The organism is Actinoplanes sp. 13 (assembly GCF_056134165.1).
The window spans coordinates 134,776-149,453 of sequence record NZ_JBVYOQ010000010.1; the positions used below are offsets into that span (position 1 = coordinate 134,776).

General features: G+C 71.8%; 16 protein-coding genes. 9 read left to right on the top strand and 7 right to left on the bottom strand.

Annotated features, from left to right (window positions below):
* Nucleotides 1-95: 95 nt before the first annotated feature.
* The 5 genes from AC0NH5_RS21270 to AC0NH5_RS21290 form a co-directional block, all read right to left on the bottom strand.
* On the bottom strand, nt 96-1,289 hold the full coding sequence (locus AC0NH5_RS21270; protein ID WP_474406445.1) for an MFS transporter: 1,194 nt from the start codon (nt 1,287-1,289) through the stop codon (nt 96-98).
* Nucleotides 1,290-1,366: 77 nt separating this feature from the next.
* Nucleotides 1,367-1,765 (bottom strand): thioesterase family protein, encoded by a 399-nt coding sequence (locus AC0NH5_RS21275; protein WP_474406447.1) that lies wholly within the window; start codon nt 1,763-1,765, stop codon nt 1,367-1,369.
* Nucleotides 1,766-1,768: 3 nt separating this feature from the next.
* Nucleotides 1,769-3,403: a PH domain-containing protein gene (locus AC0NH5_RS21280; RefSeq protein ID WP_474406449.1), complete on the bottom strand. Its 1,635-nt coding sequence runs from the start codon at nt 3,401-3,403 to the stop codon at nt 1,769-1,771.
* On the bottom strand, nt 3,400-3,912 hold the full coding sequence (locus AC0NH5_RS21285; RefSeq protein ID WP_474406451.1) for a PH domain-containing protein: 513 nt from the start codon (nt 3,910-3,912) through the stop codon (nt 3,400-3,402). The genes AC0NH5_RS21280 and AC0NH5_RS21285 overlap by 4 nt, the downstream gene beginning before the upstream one ends.
* Nucleotides 3,913-3,922: 10 nt before the next feature.
* Nucleotides 3,923-4,156: a hypothetical protein gene (locus tag AC0NH5_RS21290; RefSeq protein ID WP_474406453.1), complete on the bottom strand. Its 234-nt coding sequence runs from the start codon at nt 4,154-4,156 to the stop codon at nt 3,923-3,925.
* Between the two features lie 390 nt (nt 4,157-4,546).
* On the opposite strand from AC0NH5_RS21290, the gene AC0NH5_RS21295 reads away from it, so the two are divergent.
* From AC0NH5_RS21295 to AC0NH5_RS21305, 3 genes are all read left to right on the top strand, one after another.
* Nucleotides 4,547-5,725, top strand: coding sequence for an AAA family ATPase (locus AC0NH5_RS21295; protein ID WP_474406455.1), 1,179 nt, complete (start codon nt 4,547-4,549; stop codon nt 5,723-5,725).
* A gap of 88 nt (nt 5,726-5,813) precedes the next feature.
* The gene (locus tag AC0NH5_RS21300) at nt 5,814-6,848 is read left to right on the top strand and encodes a DUF58 domain-containing protein (RefSeq protein ID WP_474406641.1); all 1,035 of its coding nucleotides are present in this window, start codon (nt 5,814-5,816) and stop codon (nt 6,846-6,848) included.
* Complete coding sequence (locus tag AC0NH5_RS21305) at nt 6,845-7,795, top strand: VWA domain-containing protein (RefSeq protein WP_474406456.1); 951 nt, start codon at nt 6,845-6,847, stop codon at nt 7,793-7,795. Before AC0NH5_RS21300 ends, AC0NH5_RS21305 begins: the two co-directional genes overlap by 4 nt.
* Nucleotides 7,796-8,728: 933 nt before the next feature.
* On the opposite strand, the gene AC0NH5_RS21310 is transcribed toward AC0NH5_RS21305, so the two are convergent.
* Together AC0NH5_RS21310 and AC0NH5_RS21315 are read right to left on the bottom strand one after the other, a co-directional pair.
* Nucleotides 8,729-9,373, bottom strand: a complete 645-nt coding sequence (locus tag AC0NH5_RS21310) for a response regulator (RefSeq protein WP_474406458.1) — start codon at nt 9,371-9,373, stop codon at nt 8,729-8,731.
* Nucleotides 9,370-10,485 carry a sensor histidine kinase gene (locus AC0NH5_RS21315; protein ID WP_474406459.1) on the bottom strand — a complete coding sequence of 372 codons (1,116 nt, stop codon included), beginning with the start codon at nt 10,483-10,485 and terminating at the stop codon, nt 9,370-9,372. Before AC0NH5_RS21315 ends, AC0NH5_RS21310 begins: the two co-directional genes overlap by 4 nt.
* A gap of 208 nt (nt 10,486-10,693) precedes the next feature.
* On the opposite strand from AC0NH5_RS21315, the gene fabG reads away from it, so the two are divergent.
* The 6 genes from fabG to AC0NH5_RS21345 are packed head-to-tail and all read left to right on the top strand — an operon-like array spanning nt 10,694 to nt 14,674.
* On the top strand, nt 10,694-11,398 hold the full coding sequence (gene fabG, locus AC0NH5_RS21320; protein ID WP_474406461.1) for a 3-oxoacyl-ACP reductase FabG: 705 nt from the start codon (nt 10,694-10,696) through the stop codon (nt 11,396-11,398).
* Nucleotides 11,399-11,426: 28 nt separating this feature from the next.
* A complete protein-coding gene (gene fabI / locus AC0NH5_RS21325) occupies nt 11,427-12,194 on the top strand; it encodes an enoyl-ACP reductase FabI (protein WP_474406462.1) in 768 nt (255 codons plus the stop codon).
* 19 nt (nt 12,195-12,213) lie between these two features.
* On the top strand, nt 12,214-13,245 hold the full coding sequence (locus tag AC0NH5_RS21330) for a ferrochelatase (protein ID WP_474406464.1): 1,032 nt from the start codon (nt 12,214-12,216) through the stop codon (nt 13,243-13,245).
* Nucleotides 13,242-14,021: an HAD-IIA family hydrolase gene (locus AC0NH5_RS21335; RefSeq protein ID WP_196415410.1), complete on the top strand. Its 780-nt coding sequence runs from the start codon at nt 13,242-13,244 to the stop codon at nt 14,019-14,021. Before AC0NH5_RS21330 ends, AC0NH5_RS21335 begins: the two co-directional genes overlap by 4 nt.
* A complete protein-coding gene (locus tag AC0NH5_RS21340; protein ID WP_474406467.1) occupies nt 14,022-14,279 on the top strand; it encodes an NUDIX hydrolase in 258 nt (85 codons plus the stop codon).
* Nucleotides 14,276-14,674, top strand: coding sequence for an NUDIX hydrolase (locus AC0NH5_RS21345; RefSeq protein ID WP_474406469.1), 399 nt, complete (start codon nt 14,276-14,278; stop codon nt 14,672-14,674). Before AC0NH5_RS21340 ends, AC0NH5_RS21345 begins: the two co-directional genes overlap by 4 nt.
* Nucleotides 14,675-14,678 lie beyond the last annotated feature (4 nt).

Below are 14,678 nucleotides of genomic sequence, written 5' to 3' on the forward strand. Positions count from 1 at the left end.
GTGCGGAGCGCACCCGTAGTCCCCACGCTGAGCTTCGGTTGTGGTGATTTGGGGTGCGGAGCGCACCCGAAGTCCCCACGCTGGGTCGCGGTGGCTCAGACGTGGGCGGGGGACGGGGTGTCGGCGCGGCCCAGCCCGCGGACCGCCGGGAACAGCAGCAAGGCCACGCAGCCCAGCACCCCGACCACGACCGACGTCCCGAGCACCCGTTCCGCGCCGAACATTCCGGCCGCCGGTCCGGCCAGGCCCTGGCCGATCGGCAGGCTGCCGTTCGAGCCGAGCACCTCGTAGGACGTCATCCGGTTGAGCATGTCCGGCGGCACCTGGGTCTGCACACTGGTCTGCCACATGATCGACCAGAACGCCCAGACCAGCCCGTTGACCCCGGCCGCGGCCAGCAGCACCGGCAGCGTGGCGTGCAGCGCGATGGCCAGCGGCAGCAGCACGAAACCGAACATCGCCACGGCGCCGGCGGCGAGCGGGCGGCGCGGCTTGAGCCGGAGCGCGGCCAGGCCGCCGAGGACCGTGCCGGCGCCGATCGCGGACTGCATCCATCCGTACGCCGGCGCGCCCAGCTCCTCGCTGACCAGCACCGCGCCGAGCGGCACCAGCGGGCCGAACAGGAAGATCCCGTAGACCACCCAGACCAGGATCACGCTCCAGATCCACTGTCGCGCCCAGAACTCGTGCCAGCCCGCGGCCAGGTCCTTCAGCGTGGAGGAACCTGCCCGCTGCACCCTCTCCAGCCGCAGGCCGGCCAGGCAGGCGGCGCTGACCGCGAAGGTGGCGGCGTCCACGGCATAGACCGGGCCGGCGCCGAAGAACCCGAAGATCACACCGGCGGCGGCCGGCCCGAGCATCTCGGCGAGCGCGTTCGCCACCCGGATCGTGGCGTTGGCCCGGTGCGGGTCGCGGGCGACCTGCGGCACGATCCCGTTCACCCCGGGCTGGAACATCGCGGCTGCCGCGCCGCTCACCGCCGAGCAGCCGATCAGCAGCCACAGCGACGGCGTGCCGAGGAAGAAGGCGGCGGCGACACCGCCCTGGGTGATCAGGCGCACCAGGTCGGCGCCGAGCATCAGCGGGCGGGCGCCGATCCGGTCGGCGAAGACGCCGCCGAAGAGGATGAAGCCGAGGAACGGGATCATCCACGCGGCGAGCACCACGCCGACGCCGGTCGCGCCGTAGATCTGCCCGACCGCCAGCGCCGCCGCCACGGTGAGCATCGCGTCGCCGAAGACCGAGACCGCGCGGGCCACGAAGTACCGGGTGAAGTCGGCGGTCCACATGATTCGATCTTCACCCACCGGGCGGGGCACCGCTCAGCCGGGCGATTCACAAGCCGGCGCGCCGCCGGGCGGGCGGCTCAGTCCCCGAGCGCCCGCGCGATGAACTTCTGCCGGTCCAGCAGGACCCGCTCCACCCGGACCTCGGCCACCACCGCGTCCCCGTCCTTGATCTCCACCTCGAAGAGCAGTTTCCGCCCGTCCACCTTGGTCAGCGTGGCATGCGCGACCACCCGCCGCCCGACCGGTGTGGGCGCCCGGTGCTCGACCTCGGCCCGGCTGCCGACTGTGGTCACGCCGCCAGGGATGTGACGGGCCGTCGCGGCGACGGTGGCGGCCTCGGCGAGCGCGAGCACCCGGGGAGTGCCGAGCACCGGCACGTCGCCGGAGCCGAGGGACTGGGCGGTGTCGGCGTCGGTGACCGTCAACTCGACCCGGGCGTTGAGACCGGGTGCGAACTCCGGAAGCTGCATCGTCAAAGCTTACGGCTGCGGGGGCCGCTGCCAGTACGTCTCATTGTCCGGCACCGCCGGCGGAACGGCCTCCGGCGCAACGGCGTCCGGCGCAACGGTGGATGGCGCCGCGGAGGGCGGCGCGACAGCGGGCGGGCCGGACGCCGTTGCGGCAGGCCCCGCCGGCTCCCGGGCCTGCCGAGCCCGCACGGCCAACTGCTCGGCCAGCGCCCACGCCTCCGCCAGATCCCGGTCACGCGCCGTCCCGGCCCGGCCGCCGGCCGTGTCCGCATAGACCGTCGCCAGCCCGAGCATCCGCTGCAGCGGACCCTGCACGACCCGGACGCTCTGGATTCGCGCGTACGGCACCAGGCTCATCTCCCTGGTCACCCGCCCCCAGCGGGTCACGAAGACCTCCGGCGTGAGTCCCGCGCCGTAGAACCGCAGCGCGAACGGGTGCAGCCAGCGCGCCCGCAGCGGCGGCGGCGAGGTGGCCAGGGCGGTCAGGTCCACCCCGGGCAGCGTGGTCGCCACCAGGTGACGGGCGGTGGCGAGGTCACCGACCGGCATCAGCCGGTCAGAGCTCCTGTCGTCGCCGGCCTCCGGCATCGACACCCCGGCGATGTCGAGTCGCAGATAGAGCCAGTGGGCCTTGCGCCAGAGCAGCGGCCAGGTGACGCGGACGGTCTGCACCCGGTGCAGGGGCACCACCTGGCTGCGGGTCTCGACCAGGCCGAAGTGCAGCACCAGCCGGCGGTCCGGGTCGCTGGCCAGCCGGAAGTCCCAGTCGCGCAGCACACGCCGGATCGGCTGCAGGATGACGCCGGCCATCGCCGTCACGGTGCTGGCGATGCCGATGAAGGTCCACGATCCTTCCATCACGAACTGCGTGATCACCCAGGCGATACCGATCGGCAGGAAGAACGCCTGCGGCGTCAACAGCTGGCTGATCAGCAGGTCCTGGTTCCGGACCCGGAAGAGCGGGATCTCCGCGGGCGGCGCGGCCGGGTGCGGCGCCGCCGGGTCGCCGATGGTCACCGATGGAGAGGCCACGGAGGTACGACCGGAGAGCGCGAGCAGCCGCTCCCGCAGTCCCGCGGCGTTCTGCACCGTGAGGTAGGCCAGCGGCGCCTCGGTCTTGCCGCCGCCGACCACTTCCAGTCGCAGCTCGGCCAGCCCGGTCAGCTGGGCGAGCAGCGGCCGGCGCAGTTCCACGGCCTGGAGCCGGTCGAGCGGGATGGCCCGGTTGCGCCGCCAGATCAGCCCTTCGGCGATCCGCAGCTCACGGCCGACCACCTGGTAGCCGGTGTTGTACCAGCCGACCACCGAGAAGATCGCCACGGCGACCGCCAGGACGGCCACGACCATGGCGAAGTGGGCGGCGCCGAGCTGGTTGAACGTCTGCCAGGAGAGCGCGGCGACGATCACCACGATGCTCTTGGCGCCGTTGAGGAGCGGGCTGAGCGGGTGCAGCCGTTGCCGGCCCTCCGCCTCGGACACGGGCTCGGCCGGCGGCGGCCCACCCACGACGGCGGCGGGGTCCGGCTGCCCGATCTGAGGCGGCCCGACCTGAGGCGGCCCGACCTCAGGCGGCCCGACCTGGGGCGGTCCGGGGTGGGGCGGTCCGGGGTGGGGCGGCCCGGGCGGCAGTCCGGCGCTGCTCACAGGCCCTCGGCCCGGTCTTCGCCGAGAGCGGTCAGCCGGTCCCGCAGGCGGGACGCCTCGTCCGGCGGCAGCCCCGGGATCCGCGCGTCACTGGCGGCGGCCGCGGTGTGCAACTGGACGGTGGCCAGTCCGAACGAGCGCTCCAACGGACCGGCGGTGACGTCGACGTACTGCATCCGCGCATACGGCACGATGGACAGGTGCCGCACGAGCAGCCCGTGCCGCACGAGAAGGTCCTTGTCGCGTTCCGCGTACCCCCAGGCTCGCACCGCCCGCGTCGCGATGAGCGCGCGCCAGACGCCCAGAATGACCACTGCGATGATGGCGATCGGCCAGGCGGTCTGGCCGCCGAGGACCCAGCCGACGCTGAGGCCGGCCACCAGGACGGCCACCCAGACGGCCAGGCCGATGAGCTCGATGATGATCAGCTTGCTGGAGACCGGGCGCCACGCGACAGTGTCCGGCCACGGTTCCAGGGCATCGACGGTGGTGCGGGGCGGCTCGCTCACATCTCAAAGACTAGGAGATGACGGCATCCGATGCCGTGGTGAAAGGTGTGACCTCTCGCAGGAAGCCGCGCGCGTCCAGGAAGCCGCCCAGCGTGGAGCGGTGATCGGCGCAGGCCAGCCACGTTTTGCGACGGTCCGGGGTGTGCAGTTTGGGATTGTTCCACCGCAGCTGCCAGACCGCTTCCACCCGGCAGCCTTTCGCCGAACACTGCGGCTGGAGCACCTCGGGCTGAAAGAGTTCCATGCCTCCACCATAGGCAGCGCGCGAATGCGGCGCTGCGGGGGAGATTTAGCGCCGGGCGGCCACGGGGGAAGCCGCCCGGCGACGTGTCGAATGCTACACGCTTCACATCGCCGCGTATTCACCCGGTGACCGTGCCCGAACCGGCGGATCGCGCAGAAAGATCGACACGTCCGGCCCATGGCGGGACAGCTCCGTCGCCCGGCCTGCGGCGGACGGGTGCGGCCGGGATGATGGCTGGCGGAGCCTGTCGGACGCGGCATGTTTTGTCGTACGCGGCTCGTAGTCTGGCCGCAGCTCTTAGGAACCTCCCAGCCGTGTCAGGTTGGGTGTCGTGTAAGTCTTGAGCGTCGGCAGCGAACGTCGGCGGATCACGACCGTTGTGGAGGACCGGTGGCGCAGCCCAGCACGCCCGACAGCGAGACGAGTCCGGACGCCGGAGCGCCGGTGCCGCCCGCGCACGACGCGTCGCAGCTGGAACGCGCGATGTTCGAGGTCAAACGAGTCATCGTCGGGCAGGACCGGATGGTCGAGCGGATGTTCGTGGCCCTGCTGGCCCGCGGTCACTGCCTGCTCGAAGGTGTGCCGGGCGTGGCCAAGACGCTCGCCGTGGAGACCGTGGCGAAAGTCGTCGGCGGCACGTTCTCCCGGGTGCAGTTCACCCCGGACCTGGTGCCGGCCGACATCGTCGGCACCCGGATCTACCGGCAGTCCAGCGAGAACTTCGACGTCGAGCTCGGCCCGGTGTTCGTCAACTTCCTGCTCGCTGACGAGATCAACCGGGCGCCGGCCAAGGTGCAGTCGGCGCTTCTCGAGGTGATGGCCGAGCAGCAGGTGTCGATCGGCGGCAAGAGCTACGAGGTGCCGCACCCGTTCCTGGTGATGGCCACCCAGAACCCGATCGAGCAGGAGGGCGTCTATCCGCTGCCGGAGGCGCAGCGGGACCGCTTCCTCATGAAGATCCTGGTGGGCTATCCGACCGACAGCGAGGAACGCGAGATCGTCTACCGGATGGGAGTGAGCCCGCCGGAGCCGAAACAGGTCTTCACCACCGAGGACCTGATCGCCCTGCAGCGCCGCGCCGACCAGGTGTTCGTGCACAACGCGCTGGTCGACTACACGGTCCGGCTGGTGCTCGCCACCCGCGCTCCGGCCCAGCACGGCATGCCCGACGTGGCCCAGCTGATTCAGTACGGCGCCAGTCCGCGCGCCTCGCTCGGCATCGTCCGGGCCACCCGGGCGCTCGCCCTGCTCCGCGGCCGGGACTACGCGCTGCCGCAGGACGTGACCGACGTGGCGCCGGACATCCTGCGGCACCGGCTGGTGCTCAGCTACGACGCGCTTGCCGACGACATCCCGGCCGACCACGTTGTCGCCCGGATCATGCAGACCGTGCCGATGCCGTCGGTCGCCGCCCGGCAGGGCACCTCGCCGAACGGGCATCCCGCGGTCACGGTGCCCGGCGGGCCGCCGCCGAACGGCGCACAGCCGATCAGCGGCGTCCCGGCCGGCCCGTTCGACAGCCGCCAGGCCTATCCGCAGGCCGGCGGCGGATGGCCCGGCCAGCAGTGACCGGCCGCGCCGGCATCGGTCGCGCGGGCATCGGTCGCGCGGGCATCGGTCGCGCGGGCATCGGTCGCGGGAGCGGCGGCCGCGACACCTGGCCCGGGAGCTCGCCGTGACGACGGGCCCGGAGACCGCGATGCCGCTCGCAGCCGACGAGAACGCCCGGGCGGAGGCCGTGCTGGGCCGCCTCCAGCTGCTGGTCACCCGCAAGCTGGACGGCCTGCTCCAAGGCGATTACGCAGGTCTGCTGCCCGGTCCCGGATCCGAGGCCGGCGAGTCCCGGGAATACCGGCCGGGCGACGACGTGCGCCGGATGGACTGGCCGGTGACGGCCCGGACCACGCTGCCGCACGTGCGCCGCACCGTGGCCGACCGGGAGCTGGAGACCTGGATGGCGGTGGACCTGTCGGCCAGCCTCGACTTCGGCACCGCACGCTGGCTGAAACGAGACCTGGTGACCGCCGCCGCCACCGCGATCGCTCACCTCACCGTCCGGGGCGGCAACCGGATCGGGGCGGTGGTCGGCACCGGCTCGGGCATGCCGGAAAAGGGCGCGGGCGTGAGCCGGTGGCGCCGCAGATCAGCCTCCGTCCCGCCGCCACCCGTCACGGCCCCGGTGATCCGCCTGCCGGCGCGGCCCGGGCGCAAGGAGGCGCAGGGCCTGTTGCGGGCCATCGCCCGCACCCGGATCCGGCCCGGCCGCACCGACCTGGGCGCGCTGATCGACATGCTGAACCGGCCGCCGCGGCGGCGGGGCGTCGCCGTGGTGATCTCCGACTTCCTGGCCCCGGTGGAAGGCTGGGCGCGGCCGGTCCGCAAGCTGGGCGTGCGCCACGACGTGCTGGCGATCGAGGTGGTCGACCCGCGCGAGCTCGAACTGCCGGACGTCGGCGTGCTCACCCTGGCCGATCCGGAGTCCGGCGCCCTGCACGAGGTCCAGACCTCCGACCCGAAGCTGCGGCAGCGGTACGCCGAGGCGGCCGGTGAACAGCGCGCGGCGATCGCCCGGGCGCTGCGTGCCGCCGGGGCCGCCCACCTGCGGCTGCGCACCGACACCGACTGGCTGCTCGACATGGTCCGCTTCGTGGCCGCTCAGCGCCACGCCCGTACCCGAGGGACCACACGATGATCCGTTTCCTGGAACCGTGGTGGCTGCTGACGCTCCTGCCGGTGCTGGCCATGGCCGGCGCCTACGTCTGGCGGCAGTTCCGCAAACGTCAGTACGCGATGCGCTTCACCAACGTCGACCTGCTGCGCACCCTCGCGCCGAAAGGCCTGGGCTGGCGCCGGCACGTCTCCGCCGCCGCCTTCCTGCTGATGCTCGGCGCCCTCGCGGCGGCGACCGCGCGCCCGTCGGTCGACACCGAGCAGCCGCTGGAACGGGCCACCGTGATGCTGGCCATCGACGTGTCGCTGTCGATGCAGGCCGACGACGTGGCCCCGAGCCGCATCGAGGCGGCCCAGGAGGCGGCGAAGGCGTTCGTCAACGAGCTGCCGCCCAGCTACAACCTCGGGCTCGTCTCGTTCGCGAAAGCCGCTAACGTGCTGGTCGCCCCGACCAAGGACCGAACCGCGGTGATCTCCGCGATCGACGGGCTGACCCTGGCCGAGGCGACCGCGACCGGCGAGGCCGTCTTCACCTCCCTGGATGCCATCCGCTCGGTGCCCTCCGACGGCGCGGACGGCGCGCCGCCCGCCCGCATCGTGCTGCTCTCCGACGGTTACCGCACGTCCGGCCGCTCGATCGAGGACGCGGCCACCGCGGCGTCCGCCGCCAACGTGCCGGTGTCGACGATCGCGTTCGGCACCGACACCGGCGTCGTGGACATCCGCGGCTCGGTGCAGCGGGTGCCGGTGGACCGGCTGTCGCTGCAGGACCTGGCGGAGAACACCAAGGGCTTCTTCTACGAGGCCGCGTCGGTCAGCGAGCTGAAACGCGTCTACGAGGACATGGGCAGCTCGATCGGCCATCGGACCGAGCCGCGCGAGGTCACCCAGTGGTACGCGGCGGCCGGCCTGCTCCTGGGCCTGCTCGGCGCCACCATGAGCCTCCTCTGGACATCCCGCCTGCCCTGAGCGATTTCGGTCACCCTTCTTTCCACACCATGTGGGTACGCCTACCGGCCCACAAACGCAGCTGCCGCGTCCCGCGGCTACTCCGCGGCCTGGCTGCGACGCAAGCCTTTGCCGCGACCGCCGGGCGGAGCGCGGTGGCCCAGCGAGCCACGGACCGCGCCTGGTCGTCCGGGCTGTCACGCCGCTCGCGGAGCAGCCCGGCGAGTCGGCCGCGAAGCCGTGGCTGGTCGCGAGAGCTGTCTCGGGCGCCTGCGGGCAGCCCTGGGAGCCAGCCGCGGGATGTGGCCGACTGGGCAGGCCGCCGCGTGTGGCGGGCTGGGCGGTGTGGCGGGCTGGGCGGTGTGGCCGGCTGGGCGGTGTGGCCGGCTGGGCCGGCTGGGCGGGTGGCCGGCTCGGCGGGATGGCGCGCGGGGGACGGCACGGGGCTGCGGGTTGCCGGAGCCGCCGGCTCAGCCCGGCGGGGGCGGCAAAGGCTTGCGTTGCAGCCAGGTCGCGCCGTAGTCCGGGTGCGCCATTGTTGCGTTTGGCGAGTCATTGCGCGTACGACAGCGAATGCCAAGCTCTCTGCGCACGGACCGCAAGAGAAGCGGATTGCTCAGGGGGTGTTGTGCGCGAGCACGAAAAGCACGACGACCCACGCCGAGAGCAGGGTGAAACCGAGGGGCGCGACCAACTTCTTCATGATGGAACCAACTTCCGCGCTGGTGACTGAAGACTGAACGAGGTCAGGGTCACGTCGCGGCCGGAGAACCCGCGCAGGGTCGAACCTTGGACGAAGCAAGGGCGCGCGGGGAGAGAACTGGTCAGCTGAGCTGACGAGAGTCCCGGCCGCGACTAGGAGGATCGCTATCTCGCACAGCGATCACCTCCATGACTAGTCGGGCCAGAACCGTGTGGGAGCGTACTCCTTAAGCGCCGCTTAAGGAAATCGGGTCACTCTCCCGCGGCGACGAGTCCGCTCTCGTACGAGAAGACCACCGCCTGCGCCCGGTCCCGGAGTCCGAGTTTGCTCAGGATCTTGCCGATGTGGGTCTTGACGGTCTGCTCGGCCACCACCAGTTGGGCGGCGATCTCGGCGTTGGACAGGCCGCGCGCGATCAGCCGCAGCACGTCGGTCTCCCGCGGGGTGAGCGCGTTCAGCGCGACCGGGCGGGGGCGGTCGCGGTGCGGCCGGGCGGCGAACTCGGCGATCAGCCGGCGGGTCACCGACGGCGCGAGCAGCGCCTCACCGGCCGCGACCACCCGCACCGCGGTGACCAGGTCGGCGGCCGGCGCGTCCTTGAGCAGGAAGCCGCTGGCCCCGGCGCGCAGGGCCTCATAGACGTAGTCGTCGAGGTCGAACGTGGTGAGGATGAGCACTTTCGGTCCCTTGATCCGGCGGGTGGCCTCGAGGCCGTCCATCACCGGCATCCGGACGTCCATCAGCACCACGTCCGGGTTCAGGTCGCGGGCCGCGGCGACCGCGTCCGCGCCGTTCGCGGCGTCGCCGACCACCAGCAGGTCGGGCTGGGCGCCGAGCAGCGCGCCGAAGCCCTGCCGGACCATGGCCTGGTCGTCAGCGATCAGCACCTTGATCATCGCGGCTCCTGGGTTCGGGGGATCCGGGCGGTCACCTGATAACCGCCCGAGCCGTCCGGGCCGGCGGTCAGCTCGCCGCCGAGCAGCGCGACCCGCTCGCGCATGCCGATCAAACCGTGTCCTGATCTCTCTCGGACGGGCGGCCCGGTCAGCTCGTTGTGGACGCGCAGTTCGAGGCCGGCGGCGTGCGCGCGAGCCTCGAGACGGACCTGGCCGCCGGGCGCGTGGCGGGCCGCGTTCGCCAGGGCTTCCTGCACGATCCGGTACGCCGTGAGCCCGGCCGCCTCGGGCAGGTCGTCCAGCACGTCCAGGTGCGTGGTGACCGGCAACCCGGCCCGGCGTGCCGTGGTGACCAGACCCTGGATGTCCGCGTAGCCGGGTTGCGGCGTGGTCAGTGACTGATCCTGATCGGCGCGCAGCACCCCCAGCAGGCGGCGCATCTCGGTGAGCGCCTCCCGGGCCGCGCCGGCGATCGAGGTCAGTTCCTCCTTGGCCGCGTCCGGCAGGCCGGCCACCCGGTACGGCGCGGTCTCCGCCTGCACCGCGATCATCGACATGTGGTGGGCGACCACGTCGTGCATCTCCCGGGCGATCCGGGCCCGTTCCTCCAGCAGCGCCCTCTTGGCGCGCTCCTCCGCGGTGAGCTCGGACTGCTCGGCGAGCAGTTCCCGGGTGCGGCGGCGCCGGGAGGCGATGTCGCCGAACGCCGAGATCGTCACGATCAGCAGCGCGCCGCCGAAGGCGTTGGCGTCCGGCGAGAACAGGAAGACGGGCACCAGGGTGAGCGTCGTCGCCCAGACCGTGACCATCGACTCGCTGACGGCCGCCAGCCGGCCCTGCACGACCAGCAGGCCGAGGATCTGCACCGTGTTCCACGGCCACGAGGCGCTGTCCGTCGCGTTCGTCATGCCGGGCGGCGCGTCGACCACGCCGAGGAAGAGCATCACGAACGCGATCCGCCAGGCCAGCACCGGCAGGCGGGGCGCCAGCGCGACCGGCACCACCGAGCCGGCCGCGATCACCGTTCGCAACCAGGGCGGCAGGTCGGCGGTCAGGCTCTCGTACGCGATGAAGGACAGCGCCACGAGCAGCAGCAGGGCCAGCGGCGTCAAGTAGGCAGAAATCCGGCGCCGGGCCGGTGGCCTCGGCTTTTCCCTTCTGAACGTTAGGTAAGTCAGCGGCCCCATCACACCGGTGGGGGAGCGGGGGCCGATAGTCTCCATTCCGAGCAGGTTACGGCGCGGCCGGAGAGCTGTCGTGACCCTGCGGTGCCACCCGGCACCCCCTACCTGGGTATGACTCTTGTCGAAGGAGTGCGTTGTGGCTCGGACCGTTCTGGTGACCGGAGGAAACCGCGGCATCGGCCTGGCCATCGCGCAGGCGTTCGCGAAGCAGGGCGACCGGGTCGCCGTGACGCACCGTGGCTCCGGTGCGCCCGAGGGGCTGCTCGGCGTCCAGTGCGACATCACCGACTCGGCCGCCGTGGACGCCGCCTTCACCTATGTGGAGAACGAACTGGGCCCGGTCGAGGTCCTCGTCGCCAACGCCGGCATCACCGACGACACGTTGCTGATGCGGATGAGCGAGGAGCAGTTCGAGCGGGTGCTCGACACCAACCTGACCGGCGCGTTCCGCTGCGCGAAGCGGGCCAGCGCGAAGATGCTCCGGGCCCGCTGGGGTCGGATGATCTTCATCTCCTCGGTCGTCGGCCTGTACGGCGGACCCGGCCAGGTGAACTACGCGGCGAGCAAGGCCGGCCTGGTCGGCATGGCCCGTAGCATCACGCGTGAGCTGGGCACCCGCAACATCACCGCGAACGTCGTGGCGCCCGGCTTCATCCAGACCGAGATGACCGACGTCTTGCCCGACTCGCGCAAGGCCGAGATCATCAAGGCCGTACCGGCCGGCCGGCTCGCCACCACCGACGAGGTCGCCGCCGCGGTGACGTTCCTGGCGAGCGACAGCGCGGCCTACATCACGGGCGCCGTGCTCCCGGTCGACGGTGGACTCGGCATGGGGCACTGATTCCGATTGAATTGTTCAGGAGAGAATTTTGTCTGGTTTGCTGGCCGGTAAACGGCTGCTCGTCACCGGGGTGATCACCGACGCGTCGATCGCCTTCTCGGTGGCGAAACTGGCGCAGGAGAACGGCGCCGAAGTGGTGCTCACCGGCTTCGGCCGGCTCTCGCTCGTGGAGCGGATCGCCAAGCGGCTGCCCGCGCCCGCACCGGTCATCGAGCTCGACGTGACCAATCAGGAACAGCTCGACAGCCTCGCCGACCGGGTCCGCGAGCACGTCGACGGGCTGGACGGCGTGGTCCACTCCATCGGCTTCGCCCCGCAGAACGCTCTCGGCGGCGCGTTCCTGGAGACCACCTGGGAGGAGGTCGCCCAGGCGCTGCAGGTGTCGACGTTCTCCTACAAGTCGCTCGCCACGGCCTGCCTGCCACTCATGCAGGCCGGCGGCTCGATCGTCGGGCTGACCTTCGACGCCACCAAGGCGTACCCGCTCTACGACTGGATGGGCGTGGCCAAGGCCGGGCTCGAGTCGGCATCCCGCTACCTCGCGCTGCACCTCGGCAAGCAGGGCATCCGCAGCAACATGGTGTCGGCCGGCCCGCTGCGCACGATGGCGGCCAAGTCGATCCCCGGCTTCAGCGACTTCGAGGACGCCTGGACCCAGCGGGCGCCGCTCGGCTGGAACCTGACCGACACCGAGCCGACCGCCCGCGCGGTCTGCGCGCTGCTGTCGGACTGGTTCCCGGCCACCACGGGTGAGATGGTGCACGTTGACGGGGGCTACCACGCCATCGCCGCGTAACAGGGTGCAGGATTGACGGGTGGTATACGACGCGTTCGTCCTGCTCTCCTTCGGCGGGCCCGAGAAGCCCGATGACGTGATGCCGTTCCTGCGCAACGTGGTGCGCGGGCGTGGCGTCCCGGACGAGCGCCTCGCCGAGGTGCGTGAGCACTACATGCACTTCGGCGGGGTGTCCCCGATCAACCAGCAGAACCGTGACCTGCTCGCCGCGATCGACGCCGAGTTCGCCGCCCACGGCGTCGACCTGCCGACGTACTGGGGCAACCGGAACTGGCACCCGATGCTCGCCGACACCCTCGCGCAGATGCGTGACGACGGGATCCAGCACGCGCTCGGCTTCGCCACCAGCGCGTACGGCGGCTACTCCTCCTGCAAGCAGTACTGGGAGGACATCGCCGCGGCCCGCGCCCAGGTCGGCCCGGGCGCCCCCCGGATCGCCAAGCTGCGCCAGTTCTGGGACCACCCCGGCTTCGTGGAACCGCACACCGCCGCGGTGTCCGAGGCGCTGGCGACGCTGGACCCGGCCCGGCGCGCCACCACGCGGATCGTCTTCACCGCGCACTCCATCCCGGTCAGCATGGCGAACACCGCCGGCCCGACCGGCGGGCGCTACAACGCCCAGCTCGAGGAGACCGCGCGGCTCGTGCACGCGGCGACAGCGCCCGACCTGGGGTACGACCTGGTCTGGCAGAGCCGCTCCGGCCCGCCGCAGATCCCGTGGCTGGAGCCGGACGTCAACGACCACCTCGCCCTGCTCGCCGAGAAGGGCGTCACCGACGTGGTGGTCAGCCCGATCGGTTTCGTCTCCGACCACCTCGAGGTGGCCTGGGACCTGGACAACGAGGCCAAGGAGACCGCGGCCGAGCTGGGGCTCGGGTTCGCCCGGGCCGCGACACCGGGTGTGCACCCGAAATTCGTCTCGATGGTCCGCGAGCTCGTGCAGGAACGTACCGATGATCGATCGAGGTCCACGCTCGGTACGCTCCCGTCCTGGGACGTCTGCCCCGCGGACTGCTGCCCCCCACCCGCGCGTAGAGGAGCACCCGCATGAAGGAGCGCAAAGCCATCGAGAGCTGGCTCACCGACATGGACGGTGTGCTCGTCCACGAGGGTGAGCCGGTGCCCGGGGCACCCGAGTTCGTGAACCGGATGAAGTCCTCCGGCAAGCCCTTCCTGATCCTCACCAACAACTCCATCTACACGCCGCGCGACCTGCAGGCCCGGTTGTACCGGATGGGCTTCGACGTCGACGAGCAGTCGATCTGGACGGCCGCGCTGGCGACCGCGCAGTTCCTCGCCGACCAGCGGCCCGGCGGCACGGCGTACGTGATCGGTGAGGCCGGCCTGACCACCGCGATGCACGCCGCCGGGTACGTGCTGACCGAGTTCGACCCGGACTACGTGGTGCTCGGCGAGACCCGCACCTACAGCTTCGAGGCGATAACCAAGGCGATCCGGCTGATCAGCGCCGGCTCCCGGTTCATCTGCACCAACCCGGACGCCACCGGCCCGTCCAACGAGGGCCTGCTCCCGGCGGCCGGCTCGGTGGCGGCGATGGTCTCGAAGGCGACCGGCGTGAAGCCGTACTTCGTCGGCAAGCCCAACCCGATGATGATGCGCTCGGCACTGAACGCGATCGGGGCGCACAGCGAGACCACCGCGATGATCGGCGACCGGATGGACACCGACGTGCTCTGCGGCCTGGAGGCGGGGCTGGAGACGATCCTGGTGCTGACCGGGATCAGCAGCCGGATGGAGAGCGAGACCTATCCGTACCGGCCGTCCCGGATCGTGAACTCGGTCGCCGACCTGATCGACGAGATCTGAGTGCCGCCCTGGGAGGAGTCCTACCTGGGGCGGTTACGGGCGATCACCGGGACCGAGCCGGTCATCATGACGATCGGGGCGCGCGCGGTGGTGCGCGACCCCGGCGGCCGGGTCCTGCTGATCCGGGAGACCGACGAGACTCTGGACGCGGCCTTCTTCGCGCCCGGCGAGTTCCCTGCGGACCTGTCCGGCTCGGTGCGCCCGACGCCGGCCGACCTGGAGCGCTTCGAGGCCGGCGCCTCCTTCACGCTGTCATGAACGAAGTCGTCGCCGCTGCCTGGGTCTGCGTCCGCGGTCGGCGCGTCCTCGTCGTCCGGGCCACCAACTCGGACGCGTTCTACCTCCCCGGCGGCAAGCCCGAACCCGGCGAGACGCACGCCGAGGCCGCCGCCCGCGAGGTCCACGAAGAGGTCGGCATCCCGGTCGACCCGGCCGCCCTGCGCCTGTTCACCACCATCGAGGCGCCCGCACACAACCGCCCGCCCGGCACCCGCGTCCGCCTGGTCTGCTTCCTCGGCCCGGCGACCGGCGAGCCCGCACCGGCCAACGAGATCGCCGAACTGGCCTGGTTCTCGTCGGCCGAGTCGCACCGCTGCGCCCCCGCCATCCAGCGCCTGCTCACCGAACTGGTCGAAGCCGGCCTGATCGACTGAGCGG

Coding starts and splice junctions, on each gene's coding strand:
- AC0NH5_RS21270 (WP_474406445.1), bottom strand. CDS start 1,289: ATGTGGACCGCCGACTTCACCCGGTACTTCGTGGCCCGCGCGGTCTCG.
- AC0NH5_RS21305 (WP_474406456.1), top strand. CDS start 6,845: ATGATCCGTTTCCTGGAACCGTGGTGGCTGCTGACGCTCCTGCCGGTG.
- AC0NH5_RS21310 (WP_474406458.1), bottom strand. CDS start 9,373: ATGATCAAGGTGCTGATCGCTGACGACCAGGCCATGGTCCGGCAGGGC.
- AC0NH5_RS21335 (WP_196415410.1), top strand. CDS start 13,242: ATGAAGGAGCGCAAAGCCATCGAGAGCTGGCTCACCGACATGGACGGT.
- AC0NH5_RS21290 (WP_474406453.1), bottom strand. CDS start 4,156: ATGGAACTCTTTCAGCCCGAGGTGCTCCAGCCGCAGTGTTCGGCGAAA.
- AC0NH5_RS21345 (WP_474406469.1), top strand. CDS start 14,276: ATGAACGAAGTCGTCGCCGCTGCCTGGGTCTGCGTCCGCGGTCGGCGC.